Annotated in this window: 17 protein-coding genes; 7 read left to right on the forward strand and 10 right to left on the reverse strand. The window is 46.0% G+C overall.

Features of this window, described 5'->3' with window-relative positions; genetic code table 11:
- Window positions 1-26 precede the first annotated feature (26 nt).
- From HMPREF3027_RS09530 to HMPREF3027_RS04840, 5 genes are read right to left on the reverse strand one after another with little or no spacing between them, the layout of a single operon-like run.
- Window positions 27-245 carry a large conductance mechanosensitive channel protein MscL gene (locus tag HMPREF3027_RS09530; RefSeq protein WP_141756230.1) on the reverse strand — a complete coding sequence of 73 codons (219 nt, stop codon included), beginning with the start codon at window positions 243-245 and terminating at the stop codon, window positions 27-29.
- A 43-nt stretch (window positions 246-288) separates the two neighbouring features.
- Window positions 289-1,311 carry an NAD-dependent epimerase/dehydratase family protein gene (locus HMPREF3027_RS04825; RefSeq protein WP_070707381.1) on the reverse strand — a complete coding sequence of 341 codons (1,023 nt, stop codon included), beginning with the start codon at window positions 1,309-1,311 and terminating at the stop codon, window positions 289-291.
- Window positions 1,312-1,318: 7 nt separating this feature from the next.
- Entirely contained in the window at window positions 1,319-1,948 is a 630-nt protein-coding gene (locus HMPREF3027_RS04830; protein ID WP_070707383.1) for a lipid-A-disaccharide synthase N-terminal domain-containing protein, read from the reverse strand.
- 25 nt (window positions 1,949-1,973) lie between these two features.
- Window positions 1,974-2,705 (reverse strand): glycosyltransferase, encoded by a 732-nt coding sequence (locus HMPREF3027_RS04835; protein WP_070707514.1) that lies wholly within the window; start codon window positions 2,703-2,705, stop codon window positions 1,974-1,976.
- A 14-nt stretch (window positions 2,706-2,719) separates the two neighbouring features.
- Window positions 2,720-4,240: an ArnT family glycosyltransferase gene (locus tag HMPREF3027_RS04840; RefSeq protein ID WP_246830532.1), complete on the reverse strand. Its 1,521-nt coding sequence runs from the start codon at window positions 4,238-4,240 to the stop codon at window positions 2,720-2,722.
- A 314-nt stretch (window positions 4,241-4,554) separates the two neighbouring features.
- Here HMPREF3027_RS04840 and HMPREF3027_RS04845 point away from each other — a divergent pair, with 314 nt between their 5' ends.
- Genes HMPREF3027_RS04845 through queG form a run of 4 tightly spaced genes read left to right on the forward strand, consistent with a single transcriptional unit; the run spans window position 4,555 to window position 8,609 of the window.
- A complete protein-coding gene (locus tag HMPREF3027_RS04845) occupies window positions 4,555-5,844 on the forward strand; it encodes a replication-associated recombination protein A (protein ID WP_070707385.1) in 1,290 nt (429 codons plus the stop codon).
- A 10-nt stretch (window positions 5,845-5,854) separates the two neighbouring features.
- Complete coding sequence (gene murB / locus HMPREF3027_RS04850) at window positions 5,855-6,901, forward strand: UDP-N-acetylmuramate dehydrogenase (RefSeq protein ID WP_070707387.1); 1,047 nt, start codon at window positions 5,855-5,857, stop codon at window positions 6,899-6,901.
- Window position 6,902: 1 nt separating this feature from the next.
- On the forward strand, window positions 6,903-7,673 hold the full coding sequence (locus HMPREF3027_RS04855) for an MBL fold metallo-hydrolase (RefSeq protein ID WP_083317514.1): 771 nt from the start codon (window positions 6,903-6,905) through the stop codon (window positions 7,671-7,673).
- Between the two features lie 6 nt (window positions 7,674-7,679).
- Window positions 7,680-8,609, forward strand: a complete 930-nt coding sequence (gene queG / locus HMPREF3027_RS04860; RefSeq protein WP_070707389.1) for a tRNA epoxyqueuosine(34) reductase QueG — start codon at window positions 7,680-7,682, stop codon at window positions 8,607-8,609.
- 170 nt (window positions 8,610-8,779) lie between these two features.
- Here the strand turns inward: queG and HMPREF3027_RS04865 are convergent, their stop codons facing one another.
- The 5 genes from HMPREF3027_RS04865 to dxs form a co-directional block, all read right to left on the reverse strand.
- Window positions 8,780-9,373 (reverse strand): cupin domain-containing protein, encoded by a 594-nt coding sequence (locus HMPREF3027_RS04865; protein ID WP_083317515.1) that lies wholly within the window; start codon window positions 9,371-9,373, stop codon window positions 8,780-8,782.
- A gap of 862 nt (window positions 9,374-10,235) precedes the next feature.
- Window positions 10,236-10,886, reverse strand: a complete 651-nt coding sequence (pdxH, locus tag HMPREF3027_RS04870; RefSeq protein WP_070707391.1) for a pyridoxamine 5'-phosphate oxidase — start codon at window positions 10,884-10,886, stop codon at window positions 10,236-10,238.
- Window positions 10,887-10,905: 19 nt separating this feature from the next.
- Window positions 10,906-12,402: a TrkH family potassium uptake protein gene (locus tag HMPREF3027_RS04875; protein WP_070707393.1), complete on the reverse strand. Its 1,497-nt coding sequence runs from the start codon at window positions 12,400-12,402 to the stop codon at window positions 10,906-10,908.
- 10 nt (window positions 12,403-12,412) lie between these two features.
- Window positions 12,413-13,756, reverse strand: coding sequence for a Trk system potassium transporter TrkA (trkA, locus tag HMPREF3027_RS04880; protein WP_018028198.1), 1,344 nt, complete (start codon window positions 13,754-13,756; stop codon window positions 12,413-12,415).
- A gap of 6 nt (window positions 13,757-13,762) precedes the next feature.
- Window positions 13,763-15,664 (reverse strand): 1-deoxy-D-xylulose-5-phosphate synthase, encoded by a 1,902-nt coding sequence (gene dxs / locus HMPREF3027_RS04885; protein WP_070707395.1) that lies wholly within the window; start codon window positions 15,662-15,664, stop codon window positions 13,763-13,765.
- Window positions 15,665-15,796: 132 nt separating this feature from the next.
- Here dxs and xerA point away from each other — a divergent pair, with 132 nt between their 5' ends.
- The 3 genes from xerA to HMPREF3027_RS04900 all read left to right on the forward strand — a co-directional run bounded on the left by xerA (window position 15,797) and on the right by HMPREF3027_RS04900 (window position 18,056).
- Window positions 15,797-16,705: a site-specific tyrosine recombinase/integron integrase gene (gene xerA, locus HMPREF3027_RS04890; protein WP_083317516.1), complete on the forward strand. Its 909-nt coding sequence runs from the start codon at window positions 15,797-15,799 to the stop codon at window positions 16,703-16,705.
- 224 nt (window positions 16,706-16,929) lie between these two features.
- Window positions 16,930-17,223, forward strand: a complete 294-nt coding sequence (locus tag HMPREF3027_RS04895; RefSeq protein ID WP_288171408.1) for an HU family DNA-binding protein — start codon at window positions 16,930-16,932, stop codon at window positions 17,221-17,223.
- A gap of 248 nt (window positions 17,224-17,471) precedes the next feature.
- Window positions 17,472-18,056, forward strand: coding sequence for a superoxide dismutase (locus tag HMPREF3027_RS04900; protein WP_021902684.1), 585 nt, complete (start codon window positions 17,472-17,474; stop codon window positions 18,054-18,056).
- Window positions 18,057-18,105 lie beyond the last annotated feature (49 nt).

Below are 18,105 nucleotides of genomic sequence, written 5' to 3' on the forward strand. Positions count from 1 at the left end.
TTCGCATCAAAGATAACTTTTTTTCCTTAGATATCGCTCCTCTTGGTAGCACAATTTGCCTCTTTGCTTCTTTCCTTCTCGTCGCTTGGCTCTTTCTTCCCCTTCTGACAAGTCTCTGCTAGTGGGCAACCAGCACAGGCTGTTGGCACCTCCTTCTTTGGTGGCTTCAACATTTTCCAAAGGTAGCGACAGACTAAGAATGCCACTACGGCAATGATAATATATGTAATGACAGTTTGCACCATATCACTTAAATTGATTATTCTCCAAATCTTCTTACTGCAAAGCCTACATGGACTTGAATAGGTGGGTATACTCTTGGTACCACTGGTAGAATGAGCGGATACCTTGTTGGATAGAGGTACGGGGAACGAAACCGAAATCGTGCTGCAGGTGGGTTATATCGGCATAAGTGCAAACTACATCGCCTGGTTGCATCTCTTCCATCTTCATGATCGCTCGGTGCCCTGTCACCTCCTCAATTACTCTAATGAAATCCATTAGCTGTACAGGGCTAGAGTGCCCGATATTATAGACCCGATGTGGCACTTCCTCTGAAGATGGTTTTGCCAAGACCAAGAGTACTGCATCAATAATATCATCAATGTAGGTGAAATCGCGTTGCATATTACCGTGATTGAATACACGAATTGGTCTGCCCTCAAGAATCGACTTCATAAATAAGAATGGGGCCATATCTGGGCGCCCCCACGGGCCATACACTGTAAAGAAACGAAGCCCTGTAGCTGGAATACCGTAGAGTTTGCTATAAGAGAAAGCCATCAATTCATTGGCTTTTTTAGTTGCTGCATAGAGGCTAACTGGGCTATCCGTCTTATCCTCTTCGGAGTAGGGGATTTGCTCATTCATCCCATATATACTGCTAGAACTGGCATACGCCAAGTGCCGTACCGGATAACGCCGACAATTCTCAAGGATATTTAGAAAGCCATAGACATTACTATCCACATAGGAGAAAGGATTTTCTATCGAATAGCGTACCCCCGCTTGCCCTGCAAGATTACATACAGCATCAAAGCGGTGTGTAGCAAAGAGCCGATCCATTGCTACGCGGTCGGTCAGATCGATCTTTACAAACCGATATCGAGGTGAGTGGGCACTCATCACAGCTTGCCCCTCAGCGATATTAGAGGTGTCAATGCCAGCATCGGTTAGGCGAGCATATTTTAGGGATTGTGCATAGTAATCATTGATATTATCGATACCCACCACCTCATGACCTTCAGCCACGAGAGCTTTCACCAATGCAGCCCCAATAAATCCAGCTGCTCCTGTCACTAATACCTTCATTCCTTTATTAGTCCTTCTTTTCGTGCGTTATGATCCAAAGATTACGTGCGTAGGCCACTGCACCAAACATCTGCCCAACAATCAGCACCGCATCTGCTCGGATGATGCCGTAGGTCAGGATAAGGATAGAGCCGGTCAGGCTAATGATCCAAAAACCAGCTGGCAGTTGCGACTCCTTTCGTCGTTGTGAATAGATCCATTGATAGACAAAGCGGAGCGTGAAGAGAACCTGCCCCATCGAGCCAAATATCAGCAACCAGAGTGCCACTTCTTCATTGTGCAGAAATCGTGCAACAAACTCTGATGCATTCTGTGCTACAAACGCCACTGCCACAATAGGGGTCGCCAATAGTAGATAACCTACCACCTTCGGGAGCCGTTGCCATACCCCTTTGAGCTTGAGATTGGCGAGGTAAATGTAGTAAGAGATAAACTGACCGAGGATAATTGCAAAGTCATTTCGGAGCCATCCGTAGATGCAGAGGAGATAGGCCCCCAAAAGGCTCAGAACCCAAAAGATAGTGGGTGAGAGTACCTTCTTCGCTTTCTCCGATAGAACCCACTGCACCAAAGTGCGCGCCGAGAAAAAAGCTTGCGCAAGGAAGCCGATCGAAAGTATGGCAATATGACTACTCATTCCCTACAAACGCCTCACAAGCAGGTTACTCAAAATTACCCTCAGAAACCTCGTAATTAATATAGCGCTTCTTCATCCAACGGTAAGCAAAGCAATCCATAAAAGGTCCCCACAGACGGTTCCAAAGATGGTACTTCGACTCCCCATGCAGTCGTGGAAAATGACGAACAGGCAGCTGCTTTATTTTCCCCTCCTGAAGAAGGATAAGGGCAGGGAGAAATCGATGCATCCCAGTAAAAAATGGAATCCGCTTAGCGTAGTCAGTCTGCATAATCTTGAGTGGGCACCCCGTATCCTGCATCCCATCGTGCGTCATCATGTTGCGAAAACCATTGGCGAAACGAGACTGAAACCTCTTGAATGCCGTATCCTTACGATTAGCCCGAATACCAGTTACCAGCTGATACTCCTCACGATAGGGGAGAAGCAGGTTGAAGTCCTCGGGTGTCGTCTGCAGATCTGCATCCATATAGCCCACATACGTTGATTGAGCTGCATCAATTCCCGCCTTTAGTGCAGCACTCAGCCCACTGTTTTTTGCTAGTGCTAAATAATAAAAGCCACTCTGCCGAGCACAAACTTCCTGAATCCGACCCAAGCTACCATCTTTAGATCCATCATCCACAAATAGCACACAGCTCTTGCAGAGTGCCTCAGGTAAAAAAGCCGAGAGCTTTTCTTCAAGCGGGTAGATATTACTCTCCTCATTAAAAACTGGCACAATGATGGTCAGTTCGTATTCCGATGTTTTATTCACACTCATTCTATTTCTTAATCTAATTTACTATTTTGCTGTAGTTTGTCCGATCTAATGATCGCATACGGTCCCACGACCTCTGCTTCCACATTCCCCAGCTCTTCTAAATAATTAGCAGGCATCATCACCACAGCATTAGAAAGTGCATAAATGGTCTCCACCTCCTCTTTTTCTACTATTATAATCGGTTGCTCAAGGTACGCATCCATATTTTCGGGCCGGTGCATTCCATAAGCCACATAATGCTCAGCACCCACTTCCTTAGCCATTTCATTCGCCTCTTGGCACAAGTCTCCGTATCCTATCCACGGATTGATTGAAGGCAGTGCCCAGCCCGCCAAAAAGATAGTGCAAGTAAGAGAATATACTAGGGCGCATAAGCCAGACTCTAAGCTTCCATTTGCTCTAAAAGCATTCAGTAGTGCGACCACCCCACCTTGCGTCATGATGGCAGCGGCAAAGTAAATGAGTGTATGATCGAGGAAGGCAGTATCGGCATTATAAAGAGCAAAGTAGCATACCAGAGGAAGCACCAAAATAAAAATAACAGCCGTGATGATAAATAATAGTCGTACCCATAACTGCCCACTAAACCTTGAAAGGTTAAGCGCCCCAAGGTAGATTACAAAGGGAAAAGCAGGCAATAGGTAGACCTGTAGCTTGGAGCTCACACAAGAAAGCAAAATAAAAGTAGTGAGAAACACCACAAAAAAGAAACGCTCTAGGTCACTCCTGAAGCCACCTTTGAAAGCAGCCACCAACATCAGAGGAATCACTAGAAGTGACCAAGGTGCAATGGAATACCAGATAGAGAGACCATAGTAATAGAAAGGCTCTTTGTGGTGAAAGGCGTCCACAGCACGGTCTATCGTCTGGTGGAATACCAGGTTGTTGAGATACTCCCTGCCTCCCTCGGCATAGACACAGCCAAACCATGCCACAAATAGGAGCACCAGCACCCCCCACGTACGCCAACCCCAGTAGCGACCCATCTCTCTGATACGCCCCGTAATGAGGAGATAGACTATCGTCGAAAGTAGTGGAATGAGTAGCCCAAAGGGCCCTTTACTGAATACCGCTAGAAAAATATAGAGGGGAAAGAGCCACCCTCCCCACTGTTGTCGCCCTTCCACTTCCGAAGAGTTCGCCATCGTATAGAATGTGCGGAGCGATAACACGATGAACATACACATCAGCATATCCATACGTAGCGTCACCACCATACCGGTAAAGAGCCCGCCCGTCAGTAACAGCATACGAGCTATTTTGCTCGTGTCTTCGTCCGTATGGGGCGCCACCCATCGCTCCATTACCCGAGTTGTGATTAGTGCCGGAATCATCGATGCCAGAGTCAGAAACCACATCTGATGCGTTCCGAAGAGCCATTTTCCTAGCATGATCCACCAGAAGTAAAGAGGCGGTTTATCGGCATAGGGAAGGCCGTGATTGTAAAACGTGAAGAAAGTGCCATTCCGCAACGCCTCATCAGCGATACTGAGGTACCTCAGTTCGTTAGAGGGTGTAAAATCACGCAACAGTAATATCGGTAATAATGCAATGCAGAAAGCTATGTAATACGCTTTGCTGCTCAGCGGTTTCTCTGCTATTGTAGCCACTAACTATGTAATCTTTATGAATGTATGCGCATGTTTATTATCTTCAACTCACATTGTAATGCAAATATACTTAGAAAGGCGGAGATACCCACACCCTCACTTATATCAGGCCCTACGCTCACGTTTTTTTGGGGAGCCTCTCTCTATTGGCTGAAAAAATAGGTATATTTACAGATTGAAAATAAGGAGGGTAATATAATAGGGATAGAAGAATCAATTTTTGAAAGTGGCTTATGAGCGATCAGTTGGCACCATTAGCTGAGAGAATGCGTCCTACACAGCTATCGGAGTATGTAGGGCAGGAGCATCTTGTGGCGAAAGGTGCTCCCCTGTACGAGATGCTGGAGAGTGGCCTGTTGAGGAGTTTTATCCTTTGGGGCCCTCCAGGAGTAGGGAAAACTACCTTGGCGCATATCATCAGTGAGCAGATGGGGCTTCCCTTCTTCACGCTTAGTGCTGTCTCGGCAGGTGTGAAGGAGGTTCGTGAAGTGATTCAGAAAGCTGACGAACGGCGAAGTGGCCTCTTTGGTGGTGGTAAGACGCCGATCCTATTTATTGATGAGATACATCGGTTTAGCAAGTCGCAGCAAGATTCTCTGCTTCACGCTGTGGAGCGAGGAAGCATCACCCTCATTGGTGCCACGACGGAGAATCCCTCCTTTGAAGTGATTAGGCCACTACTCTCCCGCTGTCGGGTCTTTGTGCTGAAGTCGCTTGACGCCCATGCGTTGCAACAACTTTTGGAGCGGGTGACGAAGGAGGATGTGGTGCTGAAGGAGTACCAGTTTGATATTCAGGAGACAGATGCCCTTTTTGCCGCCTCCGGTGGGGACGCACGGAAGCTTCTGAATATCTTGGAGCTCCTCACCACTATGCCCGATGCGTACCAAAATAAGCGGGTATTGATCAATAACCAGTTGGTCGCCCATTATCTACAGCAAAATCCAGCCGTCTATGATAAGGGTGGGGAGATGCACTACGATATTATCTCGGCATTCATTAAGAGTGTGAGGGGAGGGGATCCAGATGCAGCGCTCTACTGGTTGGCTAGGATGATAGAGGGTGGGGAGGAGCCCCGCTTTATTGCCCGACGGCTGGTGATTTTGGCGGCTGAGGATATAGGGCTCGCCAATCCCAATGCCCTTCTGATTGCCCAGAGTGCTTTTGATGCAGTGGATAAAATTGGGTGGCCCGAGGGGCGTATTCCTCTAGCCGAAGCGACGATTTACCTTGCCTGTAGCCCCAAGAGCAATAGTGCTTATCTAGCCATTGACCAAGCACTGGCTTACGTGCGGAATCATCCTGCCCACCCGGTGCCTATGCACCTACGCAATGCCCCTACCGAGCTGATGGAGGAGCTGGGGTATGGCAAAGATTATATCTACCCACACGATTACCCTGGTCATTTCGTGCCCCAACAATACCTTCCAGATGCTCTGCTAGGAAGTAGTTTTTGGCAACCTGCCGATAACCCACACGAAGCGAGACTTGCGGAGGTGAGAAATAAGAATAAAAAACATTAGAATAAATATCATGCAGATACATAAAGGCTTTGAACTAAAGGAGCTCAACACCTTTGCAATGGCTTGCAAAGCGAGTTTCTACATTGAGCTCGAATCGAAAGAGGATATCCAGAAACTATCTCGAGACGAGTATTTCCGTACCTTGCCCATGATGATCAAGGGTGGGGGAAGCAACCTACTTTTTATTGGCGACTTTAGGGGGGCGGTGCTGCACTACTCAGGGGACAAAGTGGAGCTTTTGGAGGAGAATAAAGAGACCCTACTACTAAGAGTGGAAGCGGGCAAAAACTGGCACCAGTTGGTCCTTGAAACCACGGAAAAAGGACTATGGGGCTTGGAGAATCTAGCCCTGATCCCTGGTGAGGTAGGGGCCTCGGCAGTCCAAAATATCGGAGCTTATGGGGCAGAAGCATCTCAGGTGATAGAGGCAGTTCATAGCATCAATCTAGAGACAGGCGAAGAGCGTACTTGGACGGCCGAGGAGTGTCGATATGGTTATCGCTATTCTATTTTCAAGGAGAAAGCACAGCAGTTCGAGGTAATTTATGCAGTAGACTATCGGCTTTCAAAGTTACCAAAGCCCGACCTTCATTATGCAGGCCTTCAGGCGCTGCGTGAGCTACCTTCCATCACTCCGAAAAGGATTGTGGAGGAGGTGATTCGTATCCGAGAAAGCAAGTTGCCCGATCCCGAGGTACTCCCCAATGGAGGTAGTTTCTTCATGAATCCGATAGTAGATAAACCCCACTTTATCCACCTCATGCTTCAGAATCCCGAGATGCCGCACTATGCTTTGCCAGAGGAGAAGTTCAAAATTCCTGCCGCCTGGTTGATCGAGCAGGTGGGGCTCAAGGGGGTAAGGGAAGGCAAAGTAGGTACCTACCCGCAGCAACCCCTCGTGATTGTCAATTATGGCGATGCCTATAGCTACGAAGTGGTAGACTTTGCCGAGCGGATCATAGAGGCTGTGCGTAAGCAATTTGATATTGAGCTACACCCCGAGGTGCGCATGGTACGGAGTGGGGCACAGGAAAGCATTGGAAATATAGGGAGATAAAATGATGGGAAAACTCACCTTCTTAGGAACCGGAACCAGCACAGGGATACCAGAAATTGGCTGCGACTGCCACACCTGTACCTCACAAGACCCACGCGACCAGAGATATAGAGCTTCGGCACTAATTCAATACGGAGGCGAGGATATCCTGATCGATTGCGGTCCAGATGTCCGTAGCCAGTTACTAAGCGTGCAGTGCCACAATCTTGATCGCATCCTCCTCACACACGAGCATTACGACCATACCGGTGGCGTCGACGATATGCGACCACTCTTTAGGGACAAGCCCGAAGTGCCTGTCTATGCAGAGAACAATGTTATTCAGGCGGTCATGCGCCGCCTTCCCTACGCTTTTGTAGATCACCGCTACCCTGGTGTACCCCATATCGTGATGCACGAGGTCACGGTAGGTACCCCTTTGGTACTTAAGGATGGGAGCCGTGTAGAGCCGATCCGAGTGATGCATGGCAAGCTCCCTATTGTAGGGTACCTATTCGATAATATGGCCTATATCACCGATTGTAAAACGCTACCAGAGGAGACGATGATGCAACTCAAAGGGATTCCTACCCTCGTGATCAATGCCCTACGGCTCTATGAACACCCTGCACACATCACCCTCCAAGAAGCACTCCATTTCATTGAGGAGATAAAGCCCCAAAGAGCCTATCTCACCCACTTCGCCCATACTTTTGGTACGCACCAAGAGATCGAAAAAATGTGCCCAGAGGGCGTCTTCCCAGCTTATGATCGATTGGAGTTGACATTCTAAAGAAAAATGAACCCGCTCAATAGCCAAATACGAGCTATCGCCACGGAGATGGGCGTCGATGCGGTCGGTTTTGTACCTATTACCATGGTTTCGGATAGTGAAATAGCAGTGTACAAAGATTGGCTATCGCACGGTAACCATGCTGGTATGACCTACCTAGAGCGATATATGGAGCAACGACAGCACCCCCAGCTACTCCTGCCAGAAGCTTCCTCGGTCATCATCTTGGCGGTGAGTTATTACCCCCCTCAGAGACAAGAACCAAGTGCTCCAAAAGTGGCTAAGTATGCTCTTGGTCGCGACTACCACAAGGTGATGAAACGATTGCTTTTGGGACTTGCCGAGCGGATCCATACCGAGGTGGCGCCCCATACCTATCGGGCAATGGTCGATACCGCCCCCTTCTTGGAACGATACTGGGCGGAGCAGTCGGGGATAGGTTTTATCGGCCAGCATCGCAATCTCATTGTACCAGAGGTGGGGAGCTTCCTATTCCTTGGAGAATTATTGACCTCCCTCAGGTTAGAGAATGACCAAAGCCCTCACCCCTCGCCCCTATCGTGCCACGATTGCCGAAGGTGTCTGAAAGCATGCCCCACAGGGGCACTCACGGAGGAGGGGCTGAATGCCCACCGATGCATTAATTACCTCACCATAGAGCACCGAGGCGCCATCCCCCAAGAGCTGTCACAGCGGTTCGGACGCCGTTTTTACGGTTGCGACACTTGCCAAGATGTTTGCCCTTACAACCACCACCCTCGCCCCTCCTCGCTATTCACTCCCTTCCCTCAGCTCCTACACCTCGAGCGGAAGGACCTCGAGAAGCTCGATGAAATGCACTACGCTCGCCTCTTTTATGGCACAGCAATGACAAGGGCAAAGCTCCCTGAGATGCAACGAAATGCTGAAATATACTTATCAAATAACCCAGAATGAAGAAAAGACTATTACTACTGCCCCGAACTCTTAGCCTCCCCCTAAGCCATTAAAGAAGGCACCGTCATGACTACTGAGCATCTGTGATTTAATAGTATTAGTGAAAAAATAAAGGCTACACTCAATTTGGGTGTAGCCTTTAATCTATCTGTAGAACAAAGCTGTACTACTTAGTGGTCGTGCGCTTGGCCCTCTTCCATGGTGGCGTGGATGGTTCCCATTGGATGCTCTACTGGAGCATAGATGCTGTATAGTTTCATCGGCTTATCACCAATGTTTTTGATGTTATGCCATACGCCTTTAGGGATGATTACGATGTCATCGCCACCCACTTTCGTTACCGATTTCATTGTCTCTTGTGTCTCACCGATAAAGACCTCACCCTTACCCTCTTCAATACGGATAAATTGCTCAATATCTGTGTGGATCTCCTCACCAATATCTCCGCCTACTGGTATGCTCATCAGCGTGAGCTGCATCTGCTCTCCTGTCCATAGGGTGGTGCGGAAATTTGTATTCTCCTCGGTATATTCTTCAATATCTAGGGATAGAAACTCAGGGCCATAGTCAGTGAAGTTGATATCACTTCTTTTTGCAACTTTTTCTCTCTTTCCTAAGGCACTGCGTAGTTCATTAACCTCTTCTCTAAGTTCCTGTATCTCCTCCTGAGCCTCAGCCTTTGCTTCATCTCTCTTTTCTTCGGTACAGCTGCCGAAAGCAATCACTGTTGCAAAAAACAACAGACTAAAGAATCTCTTTTTCATTTTAATTTCTGGTTTATAATTAGTTATCAATTACCATTCCCTACAAACCTACGCAAAAAAGAACAAACAGGCAATGTTAACTATTTAAATATGAAGCAAATGCCTAAAAGGCTCTGGGCTCAATTATAGTGAAATATGCCTGTAGTGATTTGCCTTTGAGATAATCAGAGATAGGCCACGCTTAGCTCCGATCTTAATTTTGAAGAAGTGAATATTCACGAAGATTATGGTGTGAGAGAGGAAGGTGGTACTACCTATATTAATTGTGCTTTGATGGGAGAGAGCTTTGAACGATAGGCCAAGTCCCCAATTCAATTTGAAGTAGGTAAATAGAGACTATTATGAAAAAACTAACGGATAAGTTGCAGTGCTGTGTCTTCATTTTTAACCTTCTGATTTTCTGGTATATATACAAGTGTTAGGATTAGTTGCATCTCGGTGATTGCTTAGTTGCAACTAAGCGATTGCTTTGTTGCATCTCGGCATTTGCTTAGTTGCAACTAAACTTTTGCTTTGATGCAACTCAATTTTATGGGCCTTCGTGCAAGAGTTTTTATTCACTCTATTGAGACTGTTGCACGAAGGCGATCTGCTTCGTTACTTTCGGAATTCGGCCTAGGTCACGTACGTGAGTACGCTCCCTTCACCTCATCCTCAGCGCCTTGCATCTCATCCTTCGTGCAAAGTCTCAGCACATTTGAAGCAAATGTGCGAGAATGGCACTTCGTGCAAACATTCTCCCATTACACCTTTGAAAGACACCCCCCTAGGACAATTTCATTCACATAATAAAAAGGTCTCAAACATTAGCGTTTGAGACCTTTTATTGGCTTTCTACTTTGGTCCGATAACGCAACTCCTATTAAGGGGCTAGGCGTACGAGGGACCAGGTGCCATCCTGTTGGAGTTCGTAGAGGAATCGATCGTGAAGTCGGCTCTCTCTCCCTTGCCAGAACTCAATTCTAGTGGGCGTGACTTCAAACCCTCCCCATGTATCTGGTCTGGGTACTCTTCGTAGAGTACCAGTGTACTTGAGGCTTTCCTTCGCAAACTCTGCTACAATGTATGCTCGATTTGGAATTGGGTGACTCTGAGGGGAGATACGAGCTCCTACACGACTCATATAGGGTCGCTTACTGAAGTAGGCATCACTAACCTCTGGAGCCACATGTTGGCAGGTCCCTTCTACATGAATCTGTCGCTCTAGTTGATGCCACAGGAAGGTGACCGATACATGTGGGTTGGCGTTGATTTGTTGGCCTTTACGGCTCTCGTAGTTGCTGTAGAAAATAACCTTCCCATTCTTTAGCTCCTTAAGCAAAACTGTACGAGTTGATGGGTGCCCATCGGGGGTAGAGGTGGCTACAATGATAGCGGTAGGTTCAATTACTTTTTGGTGGATCGCCTCTTCCAGCCACTCCTCCATTTTCTTAATGGGATCGTCGGGCATATCCTTTTTGGACAGGCTACCTACTTTATAATCCCTTCTAATGTCTTCTACATGTAAGTCCATAGTAATATATTTCTTTAATTTAGTTTCTCCAAAAGCTACGGTGTAGTAGCGTGATGACGGTGAATATCTCCAAGCGCCCGACTAGCATTAAGAAGGCGAGTAGGAAGGTATTGAAGTCGCCTAAGCTAGCATAATTGGAGAAAGGTCCGAAGGCACTGAGCCCTGGGCCTGAACTGGATATGCAGGCGATGGAGGCGGATACGGCATCGGTAAAGGAGTAGCCCTCTAGTGAAATAGAAAAGGTGGCGATAATGGATAGGGTGAGGTAGGCGTAGAAGAAGTTGTACACCTGTGTGATCACTTTATCCTTGACCACTGTGCCGTTATACCTTAATGGTACAATGGCTTGGGGGTGGGTGCGTCGGGTAAATTCATTGAGGAGATTGCGGGTGAGGATGCTGAACCTGATGGTCTTGAGCCCTCCACTAGTGGAGCCTGAACACCCTGCCACAAACATGAGGAATAGAGCAATGATCCAAAATGGTGCCCCCCAAAAGTTGTAGTCTTGAATCACATATCCCGTGGTGGAGAACAAGCTGACTACTTGAAATGTAGCGTGCTCCAATGCTTGAGGAAAAGAGGTGTAGTATTCACCGAAGTAGAGCCAAAGGGCTGAGGCAATAGAGATGACTACGATGATGGAAATGAACCAGCGGAACTCTGAATCTCGGAACAGCTTCTTGGGCTCTTTGCGAACGGTAGCGAAGTAGATCAGGGTGAAGCTGGTGGCACCAAAGAGCATAAAGATAGTAAGGACGATAATGATATAGTCGGAATTAACCTCGGCAATAGATTGATTGTAAATCGAGAATCCTCCGGTGCTGATGCAAGTGGCAGCGTGACAAACTGCTTCGTACAATGTAAAGGGACCAGCCCACAATAGGAGTACACAAAGGATGGATAGAATGATGTAGATAAACATGATCCACTTCGCCATGACGCCGATGCGGGGCACAAAACGGTCGTGGGTAATGCCGGTGGTCTCGTGGTCGTAAACTACGGAGGCACTTTCTCCTGCGAAGGGGACTAGGGCTACAATAAATACGATAATCCCGATGCCCCCGATCCACTGTGTGATACTTCTCCAAAGCAAGATGCTACGTGGGAGTGCTTCGATATCGGTGAGGATGCTGGCTCCAGTGGTCGAGAAGCCCGACATGGACTCAAAGAAGGCTTCTGAAACGTTGGGGATAAAGCCGCCTAATAGGTAGGGCATCATACCCAATAGAGATGTCAATACCCAGCTAAGGGTTACGGTGACCATACCCTCTCTTCGCCCTGTATCATAGCTATTCTGTCCTTTTCCATAGAGTGCTAGAGGCAATCCGACCACGAAATTAAGGCCAATGGTGGTGAGGAGTGCTTTGAATCCATCATCATGATAGTGCAAGGAGACGCCCAGGCATATCAGTAAGAAGATGGTTTGGAATAGGCTGAGTAGCCCTAGCACGAGGGCGACAAACTTGTAGTTGAAGCCTCGCTTGGTTTCGTATTCGTTGTGATCTATGAATGGCATATCGTATGAACTATCCAAAAAGCTTATTCAGATCCTTTGGAGAGGCGTTTTGGGAGAAAACCATCACCATATCGCCAGCTAGAATCTGAGTTTTACCTTCTACGAGTATTACTTGATCATCCCTCACCAAGCCGCCTATGGTAATTTCTTGTGGTAAATTAAGTTCCATCACCGGCTTGGTGGTGACTAATGACTTTTCACGTACGTTTATTTCGAGCACCTCACCTTGCCCTATGGATAGGGTTTTGGCATTGGAGATATCAATATTGAGTAGGTATCTGAATATGACGGAAGCGGCAATCAGCTTTTTATTGATGAGGTTGCCTATCTTCATCTCATTGGCTATGTCGAGGTAGTCGAGATTCTCTATTTGGCAAACAGAGATGGGTACCCCAAGCCTTTTGGCATTGAGGGTGGCGAGCATATTGCTCTCCGATGAACTGGTGAGGGACAAGAAGGCATCGGTTTTCTTGATCCCTTCATTGACCAATAGGTCGGGGTCCCTGCCATCTCCATGAATGACGAGGGTATGATCGGCGACCACTTCGGAGATTTTCATACACTTATCATAGTCTCGCTCTATAATCTTGATGTTCAGATCATCAGGGAGTAGCTGAGCCGTTTTGAGGGCGATTCTACTACCGCCCATGATGATGACTCTATGCACTTCTAGCTTATCCTGCCCGCAGAAGTTCCTCACCTGATCGAGGTACTTGGGCATAGAAGTGATGTAAAGGACATCATTGACCTCAATGCCATCCTGACCACGTGGTATGATGGTATGGCCATTCCGTACAATGGCCAAAATATGCATCACCTTATCCTCAAAGTCTGAGAGATTGATCAGCTTTTTCCCAACGAGAGGGGAGGAGGGAGTCACTCGAGCTGCAACGAGGTCTAGTTTCTTATCAAAGATGGTCCAATATTGCTTGGCCCACGGTAGACTAAGACTACTAACAATCTCTTGGGCGGCTAGCTGTTCGGGATAGATCATATCATCCACCCCAAGGTTGGTAAAGTGCTCTTTATAATTAGGGAGCAGGTATTCGCTATTATTAATTCTGGCTAAGGTCTTTTTGGCGCCCATAGTTTTAGCCATGTGGCAAGCAACTAAGTTGTCGCACTCCTCTGGGGTTACAGCTATGAATAGGTCGGTCCTTTCGGCACCTGCTGACTTTAGATCCTTGAAGGAAATCGGAGACCCTACGAATGGCATAATCTCCAACCTGTTATTGTAGACAAAGTCTAGATTGGTAGGCTCTGAATCGAGGAGCACAATATCATGATCCTCGTGTGATAGCATCTCAGCTAGGTGAGTGCCTACTTCTCCGGCTCCAACAATTAATATTTTCATAAGTTATTACTTAAACATCTGGATAGCTGTATCAATAAGTGATGAAGCATCCAAGCCTACATATTGATACTGAAGAGCCACAGCTCCTTGCTTAATAAACTGATCTGGTATGCCTATTCTTTTAATACGGATAGGAGTTCCCTTATCTGCATAATATTCTAGTAGGGCACTACCTACGCCACCTGCCAATGAGCCATCTTCGACCGTGATAATGGTGTCGTATTTCTCGGCTAAGTAGTCAAGCATCTCTGTATCTAGAGGTTTTACAAAACGGAGATTGACATGTCCTGGGTGATATCCGAGAGAATTTAGCTCTTTTACAGCGTGTTTGGCTTCATTGCCTACTGGTCCATAGGATACAAATGCTACCTTTTCTCCAGTTGTGAGCTCTATGGACTTGCCAAGAGTTAGTTCCGAAAATGGCACTTTCCAATCTTTGCAAGCACCCTTTCCTCTTGGAAAACGTATCACAAATGGTCCTTCCTTATGATGCTTGTAGGCTGTGAACATCATCTGGCGGAGCTCTTTTTCATCTATAGGCGACATGATGGTGAGGCCAGGAATGGTGCGGAGATAGGCAATATCATAAGCTCCCTGGTGTGTCATCCCATCCTCGCCGACGAGCCCAGCTCTATCTATGCACAGAATGATTGGGGCTGACTGCATCGCTACATCGTGGATTACCTCGTCATATCCACGCTGTAGAAAGCTAGAGTAAATATTGCAGAATGGTATCTCCCCTTTGAGTGCAAGGCCAGCAGCAAATGTTACGGCGTGGCCTTCTGCAATACCCACATCAAAGACACGATTGGGGTACTCGTGTTGCATAAAATTAAAGGAACTACCCGAAATCATGGCAGGGGTGATACCTACTACTCGCTCATCCATCTCTGCGAGCTCATGGAGGGTTTGCCCAAAAATCTCTTGGTATTTAAGTGGGGTGTCGGGAAGCTCAGGTGCCACATTCCTCTTACCTGTATTTGGGTCAAAGGGACCTGGAGCATGCCATACCACAGCACTCTCTTCAGCAGGTTTGTAGCCCTTGCCTTTGATGGTCTTGAGGTGAAGTAACTTTGGACCCTTGAAGTCTTTAATGCTTCTGAGGGTATTAACTAGTTCAACCACGTCGTGCCCATCAGTAGGTCCAAAGTACCGTATACTGAAGCTTTCAAAGAGATTCTTATCATTATTGATGAGTGCCTTCAGGCTATTATTGAAGCGGAGTAAATTTCTCTTCTTAGAGTCATCGATAAGCCGAAGCTTCTTCAATCCTTGATACCCCTTATGTCTGAGGCTATTGTATACTTTACTCGTATTGATTCGAACCAAATACTTACTGAGTCCACCAGTGATGGGGTCAATACCTATATGGTTGTCGTTGAGTATAATGAGTAAGTTATTGGGGTGGTTGGAGGCATTATTAAGTCCCTCAAATGCTAGGCCACCGGTCATGGCACCATCTCCAATAACAGCGACTACATTCTTCTCTTGATTTTGCAGTGATGCTCCTATAGCAATTCCTAAGGCGGCTGAAATGGAGTTGGAAGCGTGACCGGATATAAATGAGTCGTACCGACTTTCATTAGGGTGGGTAAAGCCACTTATACCTCCCCATTGGCGAAGCGTAGAGAAATCCTTTTTTCGACCCGTTAGTATCTTGTGTACGTATGACTGGTGCCCTACATCCCATACTATCTCATCATGGGGAATATCAAACACATAATGAAGCGCCACAGTCAGTTCAACTACACCGAAATTGGCTCCTAGATGGCCAGGAACCTTGCTCAACGTCTCTAAGAGAAAGCACCGAATATCCTCACAGAGTTTGGGTAAGTCTGTGAGGGGCAGTTTTTTTAGATCGTCGGGTGAGTCTATTGTATCTAATAATGGGTAATTACTTTGCTGCATCTTTTATGTGTGTCAATAATAGATTGCGTTCTTATCATATATGCAAAGTTAGTCAATTCCACTCAATCTAGCACACTCGATAATTCGGGAATCGGTATTGAGAGTGTATTGATTATTTGTTATCTTTGAATTATGGATAAAGAAATGATACTAAAGGACGAAATATTGGAGGACTACTATGAGTACCTCCTATTAGAGAGAAACTTGGCAAGCAATAGCATCCAAAGCTATGAAAATGATGTCAAGCACCTCCTTGAATTTAGTGATATGATAGGCAAGAGGTATTTGGACCTATCCTATGATAATTTGGAGCAATTCCTTTCCTATCTCGTAGATCTAGGGCTTGGCAAAAAGAGTCTTAGACGCATAGTTAGTGGTATCAAGAGTTTTTATCGCTTCTTGGAGTTAGAGGAGATTGTTACGGATAATCCTACAGAGTCGCTTGAAGGTCCGATGGTTGCCCGTGAGCTTCCGGAGGTTTTAACTGTAGAGGAGATTGATAGCTTGTTATCTGCTATTGACCTTAGCACACCGCATGGCGTTAGAAATGCTGCCATTTTGGAGCTATTATATAGTTGTGGGCTTCGCGTCTCTGAAGTGTGTGATATAACTTTTTCATGTCTCTTCTTGGAGGAGCGGTACATTAGAGTGGTAGGAAAAGGAACTAAGGAGCGATTAGTGCCTATGTCGGAGAGTGCTGTGGAGCGAATTAATGAATATCTACCAATACGGCAAGCCATTATTCCAAAACCGCCCTATCAGCATCACCTTTTTCTGAATAGAGTAAGGACAGGAATCAGTAGACAGATGATATTTATGATTATCAAAGACCTGGCTAAACAAGTTGGCTTGAAAAAGAAAATATCCCCACATACTTTGCGACATTCATTTGCAACCCATCTTTTAGAGGGTGGTGCCAACTTGCAAGCCATAAGGGATATGCTTGGTCATGCAGATATATCCACTACAGAGATTTATACCCATTTGGATAGGTCTACTCTTAGAAATGAGATATTACAGTATCATCCACGCAATCATTGATGTCCTGTTATATATTTCAGACTAATGATATCTATCAAAAACAACCCTGATAATTAAATAATCTAAAAATATACCGAACTAATCAATATATCAAATATTTGCTCTATATTTGAAAGCGAAAGATTAGATGCCGTGGTATTGCTCATGCAGTAGTAGGTCTAGAGGGATTATTTGGTATCTATTTCTTAAGAGTTAGAAATTAATAGAAGTTATTATACACTTACATTTTAATAGTTGAAATTATGAATAAGACTGAATTTATTGCAGCTGTTGCTGAAAAAGCAGAGCTTACTAAAGTTGATGCCAAAAAGGCTGTAGATGCAGGTATCGAGGTAATTACCAAAGAGATGAAGAAGGGTGAAAAAGTAGCTATCCTTGGTTTTGGTACATTCTCTGTTACTGAGCGTGCAGCTCGTGAGGGTGTGAATCCTCGCACGGGTAAGAAGATGAAGATTGCTGCTCGTAAGGTAGTGCGCTTCAAGCCAGGTGCTGCTCTTGACCTCAACAAAAAGAAGTAATGTGGTTTTAGAATCAACCACATTCAGTTACTTCTGATATAAGTGACTGATGGTTTATGCGAACTCTCACAGCATATTGATCTAGCTTTGAGGGTTCGCATTGTTTTGGCAAACCTTTTCTGTAGTCATTTGTTATACCATTAGAGACAGATATAATAAGCTATGACTTTTTCTGTGCTGGTTAGGGAAGCTAACCGAAACAGAAATCGTTGATGCTATCACTTAATAATAACATAAATGAGAAAATTATGAAGTTTGAACTTGTAAAACTACCTTATGCGCCTAATGCTTTAGAGCCAGTGATTAGTGAGAAGACTATAGGTCTTCACCATGGTAAGCACCTACAGACCTATGTAAACAATCTAAATAAGCAGATTGAAGGTACTGAGTTTGCTAATATGGAGCTCGTAGATATCGTGAAGAAGTCTGAGGGCGGTATATTCAATAATGCTGGTCAAACCCTTAATCACAATCTTTACTTCCTACAGTTTGCCCCTAAGGGAAGTGGTAAGCCATCGGCAGAGCTTCTTAAGGCAATAGAGGAGAAGTGGGGTTCACTAGAGGAGTTTAAGAAGGCATTTGAAGCTGATGCAGCTTCTCTCTTTGGAGCCGGTTGGGCTTGGCTTTCTGCTGACAAGAGCGGTAAGCTCTCTATTGGGAAGTACACCAATGCAGGTAACCCTGTAGTGGATGGCCTAACTCCACTCTTGTGTGCTGATGTATGGGAGCATGCCTACTATGTAGATTACGAGAATCGTAGGCCAGAGCATCTATCTAAGATTTGGGAGATCATCAATTGGGATGAGATCAACAAGCGCTACGCTGATAGATAAATAGCTGATCACTAAGTGAATAATGGGCATATCTAGCGAAAAGCCAGAT

This window comes from Porphyromonas sp. HMSC077F02, assembly GCF_001815465.1.
GTDB classification, from domain to species: Bacteria; Bacteroidota; Bacteroidia; order Bacteroidales; family Porphyromonadaceae; genus Porphyromonas_A; species Porphyromonas_A somerae.

Coding starts and splice junctions, on each gene's coding strand:
- HMPREF3027_RS09530 (WP_141756230.1), bottom strand. CDS start 245: ATGGTGCAAACTGTCATTACATATATTATCATTGCCGTAGTGGCATTC.
- HMPREF3027_RS04825 (WP_070707381.1), bottom strand. CDS start 1,311: ATGAAGGTATTAGTGACAGGAGCAGCTGGATTTATTGGGGCTGCATTG.
- HMPREF3027_RS04830 (WP_070707383.1), bottom strand. CDS start 1,948: ATGAGTAGTCATATTGCCATACTTTCGATCGGCTTCCTTGCGCAAGCT.
- HMPREF3027_RS04845 (WP_070707385.1), top strand. CDS start 4,555: ATGAGCGATCAGTTGGCACCATTAGCTGAGAGAATGCGTCCTACACAG.
- murB (WP_070707387.1), top strand. CDS start 5,855: ATGCAGATACATAAAGGCTTTGAACTAAAGGAGCTCAACACCTTTGCA.
- HMPREF3027_RS04855 (WP_083317514.1), top strand. CDS start 6,903: ATGATGGGAAAACTCACCTTCTTAGGAACCGGAACCAGCACAGGGATA.
- queG (WP_070707389.1), top strand. CDS start 7,680: ATGAACCCGCTCAATAGCCAAATACGAGCTATCGCCACGGAGATGGGC.
- HMPREF3027_RS04865 (WP_083317515.1), bottom strand. CDS start 9,373: ATGAAAAAGAGATTCTTTAGTCTGTTGTTTTTTGCAACAGTGATTGCT.
- pdxH (WP_070707391.1), bottom strand. CDS start 10,886: ATGGACTTACATGTAGAAGACATTAGAAGGGATTATAAAGTAGGTAGC.
- HMPREF3027_RS04875 (WP_070707393.1), bottom strand. CDS start 12,402: ATGCCATTCATAGATCACAACGAATACGAAACCAAGCGAGGCTTCAAC.
- trkA (WP_018028198.1), bottom strand. CDS start 13,756: ATGAAAATATTAATTGTTGGAGCCGGAGAAGTAGGCACTCACCTAGCT.
- dxs (WP_070707395.1), bottom strand. CDS start 15,664: ATGCAGCAAAGTAATTACCCATTATTAGATACAATAGACTCACCCGAC.
- xerA (WP_083317516.1), top strand. CDS start 15,797: ATGGATAAAGAAATGATACTAAAGGACGAAATATTGGAGGACTACTAT.
- HMPREF3027_RS04900 (WP_021902684.1), top strand. CDS start 17,472: ATGAAGTTTGAACTTGTAAAACTACCTTATGCGCCTAATGCTTTAGAG.